7 protein-coding genes and 1 pseudogene are annotated in these 4137 nt (G+C 28.5%); 3 read left to right on the top strand and 5 right to left on the bottom strand.

All coding sequences use genetic code 11. The annotated features are described in order from the left end of the window. From HG1285_RS05640 to HG1285_RS05650, 3 genes and pseudogenes are all read left to right on the top strand, one after another. Nucleotides 1–195: pseudogene (locus HG1285_RS05640) on the top strand (L-aspartate oxidase); the annotation flags it as partial. Nucleotides 196–197: 2 nt separating this feature from the next. Next, complete coding sequence (gene infC, locus HG1285_RS05645) at nucleotides 198–716, top strand: translation initiation factor IF-3 (protein ID WP_032496821.1); 519 nt, start codon at nucleotides 198–200, stop codon at nucleotides 714–716. A 21-nt stretch (nucleotides 717–737) separates the two neighbouring features. Beyond that, nucleotides 738–1022 carry a hypothetical protein gene (locus tag HG1285_RS05650; protein ID WP_008288341.1) on the top strand — a complete coding sequence of 95 codons (285 nt, stop codon included), beginning with the start codon at nucleotides 738–740 and terminating at the stop codon, nucleotides 1020–1022. Here the strand turns inward: HG1285_RS05650 and HG1285_RS05655 are convergent. From HG1285_RS05655 to HG1285_RS17680, 5 genes are all read right to left on the bottom strand, one after another. Continuing rightward, on the bottom strand, nucleotides 1009–1710 hold the full coding sequence (locus HG1285_RS05655) for a methyltransferase domain-containing protein (RefSeq protein ID WP_032496820.1): 702 nt from the start codon (nucleotides 1708–1710) through the stop codon (nucleotides 1009–1011). The two genes, HG1285_RS05650 and HG1285_RS05655, sit on opposite strands and share 14 nt — an antisense overlap. A 22-nt stretch (nucleotides 1711–1732) precedes the next feature. Further along, nucleotides 1733–2383: an alpha/beta hydrolase gene (locus HG1285_RS05660; RefSeq protein ID WP_008288339.1), complete on the bottom strand. Its 651-nt coding sequence runs from the start codon at nucleotides 2381–2383 to the stop codon at nucleotides 1733–1735. Further along, nucleotides 2380–3129 carry a 6-carboxyhexanoate--CoA ligase gene (locus tag HG1285_RS05665; protein WP_008288338.1) on the bottom strand — a complete coding sequence of 250 codons (750 nt, stop codon included), beginning with the start codon at nucleotides 3127–3129 and terminating at the stop codon, nucleotides 2380–2382. Before HG1285_RS05665 ends, HG1285_RS05660 begins: the two co-directional genes overlap by 4 nt. Before the next feature lie 86 nt (nucleotides 3130–3215). Further along, nucleotides 3216–3725, bottom strand: a complete 510-nt coding sequence (locus tag HG1285_RS05670) for a 6-carboxyhexanoate--CoA ligase (RefSeq protein ID WP_008288337.1) — start codon at nucleotides 3723–3725, stop codon at nucleotides 3216–3218. Between the two features lie 12 nt (nucleotides 3726–3737). Then, a partial coding sequence (locus HG1285_RS17680; RefSeq protein WP_008288336.1) for a Uma2 family endonuclease occupies nucleotides 3738–4137 on the bottom strand: 400 nt, incomplete at its 5' end.

Genomic DNA, 4137 nt, shown 5'->3' with positions numbered 1-4137 from the left:
AAAGTAAAAGACACTGAAAATGGATATTATATTAAAGACCTTTTATATCTGGCAAAACTTATAGTACTATCTGCAAAAAATAGAGAAGAAAGTAGAGGTGTTCATTACAGAAATGATTTTCCTCATGAAAAGGATAAATATAAAAAACATACTATTATTGACAATAAAGAAAAAATAAAACTGGAGGTAAATTAGCCATTCAAGAGTTAAGAATCAATCAGCAGATTAGAGTTAAAGAATGTCGTCTTATTGATGACAAAGGGAATAACCTAGGTATTGTTCCAATTGAAGAAGCTTTGAGGATTGCCGAAGATAGAAATTTAGACCTTGTGGAAATATCCCCTAAAGCAAATCCACCTGTTTGCAAAATAATGGATTACGGCAAGTACAAATTTGAGCAAAAGAAAAAAGAAAAAGAGGCAAAGAAAAAGCAGAGAGCCCACATGCAGCATGTAAAAGAGATGAAATTTGGTCTTAAGATAGAAAAACACGACTATGAAACAAAGGTTAAACATATAAGAGAGTTTTTAGAAGATGGAGATAAAGTTAAAGTTATTATAATGTTTAGAGGTAGAGAAAACGTACATCCAGAAATAGGACAACAACTTGCAGAAAGGATAATAGAAGATGTAAAGGAAGTCGGGAAAGTAGAAAAACAGCCTAAAAAAGAAGGTAGAAACATGATATTTACACTGGTACCATTAAAAAATAAATAAAATCTGCTTGGGAGTAATGATTTGGAAAATAAAGAACTTTATGGAACATTAACTTTATATGGCGACCCCCAGGAAAAGTTGGTAGATGAGATAAGGCTTGCTGTTCACGATAAAGATGGAAATTTAATATTTGCTACTTACTGGGAAACAGCTGTTATGGATAAAGAAGAAATAACAAAAGCCATAAATGCAGTATGTGCAAGATATAAAGTATTAGATTTATTTTCCTCTGATGAAGTGTTTGAACCTGAGTTTGAAGAGGTTGATGGACAAAAAGTGAGGATATTCAGAGCTAAGAAACTTTAATAGCTTTTATAAAAAGTACATCAAAACCGGTAGTTATATCTCTTAGAGATATAATTTTTTTATAAGCATTAATTTTATCTCCAAGTGTTTTTGCACGTCTGTTAAAGGCAGTACCTGTATATTTGAAATATTCCAGTATCTGCCTTCCATTCCTAAAATATAAAGGAAACTTTTTTGAATATTTGTCATACACTACAAAACCATTATTGCTCAGTATATTTAAGATTTCTTGCTCAGACGGAAAGTAAAAGGTTTTATAAGTCTTTTCATGAAGTTCTTTTAAAGAACCTTCAACAGGAACAGCAAATAAAAAAATAGCACTTTTTTTCAAAATTCTATTAATTTCTTTAAAAGAAATATTTATATCTGTCCAGTGTAAAGAAAAATTTGAAACTGCAAAATCAAAGCTATTGTTTTTAAATGGAAGATTTTCTATGTCTGCATTTATTCCTTCAAAACCTTTACTTTTATAATAAGAAATCATTTCCCTTGATAAATCAATTCCTATAATGTGATTAAAATCTCTTTTTAAAGCCTTACTTAAAAAACCTGTTCCACATCCCAGGTCTACCCCAATTCCATAAAGAGCATTTTTTCCAAGCAAATTTGCAGATTCTTTTTGAATAAAAGCATACTTCTCGTAGGTACTACAAAATCTTGAAAAATTATTTTTTATTGCTAACTGCAATTTTCCCTCGTAAACCAAAATTTTATATACAGTTAACAATTATATCAGGGTTGTTGTAGAAAGGCGAATGATTATAAGGATATAAAAAAAGCTCAGAATTCTTAATTTTCTGGTTTACAAAATAGCTAACCTTATAATTAACAACTTTATCTTTTTTCCCATGAATAATTACTGCTGGAACTGTTATCTTCTTTAAATCATCTGTTAAATCCAGATTTATATATTCATTTAGTATCTTAGTTGCTCCTTTTTTTTCTGGAAGAGGAATGTTTTCAAACTTTTTATCAGAAGATAAAACTCTAAAATTATAAACTGTATTTTCAAAATCTTTTCTCAAAGAAAGGAGAAAGGCTTTAACATACTTAGGCGGATGTCCCAGACTTTCACTTTTAAATTTTGGTGAAAAACCTATTAATATTAATTTTTTTACCTTCTCAGGATATTTTAAATAAAACAAAATAGAAACAGACGCTCCTAAAGACCAGCCAATAAAAACAGAAGGTTCTTTTACAAAAGCATTTATATATTCAATATAATTTTCTAAGATATTTTCCGTGCTGAACTTTTTTAATTCTCCATGAAAAGGAAGGTCTAAAAATATACTGTTATCAAGATTGTAAAAATCTTTCCATATTTCCTTACTAAATCCCCAGCCGTGTAAAAATACATTCATAAATCAATATCCTTTATTAAAACAGGTGTTTTTTGAAGGAAATTATATATATCCGTTAAATCTGCATCACTTTGAATGAAATATACTCTTCCACCTTTATTTAGCCCTTCTAACTTTAAAGGAGATAACCTTATATATTTATCTTTTGTAGAAATATATCCAGTTGTATAATCTGGGTCATCAGATATGCAAAATTCAGCAATTATTTTAGGATGAAGCATGTTTTTTGTTGTAAGAGCAAGAGCATCGGCTGTTCTTGTTGTAAACCCATTATCTAAAAGCTTTTTTTCTATCTTTTCTCTATCAACATAATCAACTAAGACTGTTCTGACTCCTTTAAATTTGTCTATTTCAACCCTTTTTCCATCTGTATTAACTAACATAGCCCCTCTCATATTTGACCCATCAGGTGCTGCTCCTTCATATAAAAGACCAATAATGCTTTCTAACTGGTTCTCAGGTAAATTAACTATTTGGTTTAAAAGTTTAATTGCGTACTTTTTAGCCTCATTATAATTACTAAAAAATAATGTTTCTATTTTTAAAGTTTTTTCTACTATTTCAGGGTTTACTTTTAATTTTTCTATTTTTATATTTGAAAAATCAAAATCTTTATTTTTTTGCCTTTCAAGTAGTTTAAAGACTGTTTCATTTATTTTATTTTTAGGAACTATTCTTTCATTTCCTGAAATATGTTTTCCTTCTTTAGATGTTCTTATTTTTATACTGAAAAGCTCTTTATACATAGTTTATATTTTAGATTATTATTGACAAATTTCAAATTAATTTATACCCTTAAACAAAAAGAGGTGGTGGAGCAGGCGGAAGATAATTAAACAGTTAATTTTTGATATTCTCTGAATCTGGTAATTGCTCTTTTGTCTTTAAGTTTTCTGTAAATATTATGAAAATCAATAGCCTTTTTATAAGATTTAACAATCATTTTTATAAGGTCGCATGTTATCTCATCTCCTTCTAAACACTGTTTCATCATATCTACAAGAAGGTCTTCTATTGATATAACATTTATAATAGTTCCATCTGCTTCTATCTGATTAAAGGTTCCTTCAGGTATAAGTTCAAAGTTTTTACTTATTTCTACAACTATATCATCTTTTGTCCAGAAATCTCCAACCAGTTCATAGCCAAGTTCTTTTAAAATTTTATGCATAAGGTTTAAATCTGGGAAAAGAAAAGATATTATATTTGCAGGATACATCCCTTGAGTATAAACTGTTAAAGCAAACTTTCCAACAATAATAGGCTTGATTTTATAGCCTGCTTTTTCAACTTCAGAATAAATCTGTTTTATAGCTTTTATCTGTTTATCAAGTAAAGACATTTTCACCTCTTGTTATAAAATTTCTGATAGATTGATTTTACTGTCAAAAATATGTATTTCATCTTCTTTTTTATAAATATGAATATCTTTAAAAAGTTTACCTGAAGGATTTGTATATTTTTCCACAATATTTTCTTTTAGATTTACAATCCAGACTTCTTTAGCTTTTCCTTTTGCATAAATTGGAAGTTTGACATTTTTATCATATTCAAGGGTTGTGTCTGAAACTTCTATTATCAAGTAGGCATCTTTTATACTTGGTATTTCTTCTTTCTGGTAAATTTTTTCTGGATAAATGGCAATGTCTGGATACAAAAGGTCTTTGCTGTTTTTCTTAACTGGGTTTTGTATACTTACAATATACTGAAGTTTACTCTCAGAAATTAATCTGTTTAAAATCTTATTTAACTTG

It is taken from the genome of Hydrogenivirga sp. 128-5-R1-1 (assembly GCF_000171895.1).
This window is presented reverse-complemented; position numbering and strand designations above follow the sequence as displayed.

Coding starts and splice junctions, on each gene's coding strand:
- HG1285_RS05665 (WP_008288338.1), bottom strand. CDS start 3,129: ATGTATAAAGAGCTTTTCAGTATAAAAATAAGAACATCTAAAGAAGGA.
- HG1285_RS05670 (WP_008288337.1), bottom strand. CDS start 3,725: ATGTCTTTACTTGATAAACAGATAAAAGCTATAAAACAGATTTATTCT.
- HG1285_RS05660 (WP_008288339.1), bottom strand. CDS start 2,383: ATGAATGTATTTTTACACGGCTGGGGATTTAGTAAGGAAATATGGAAA.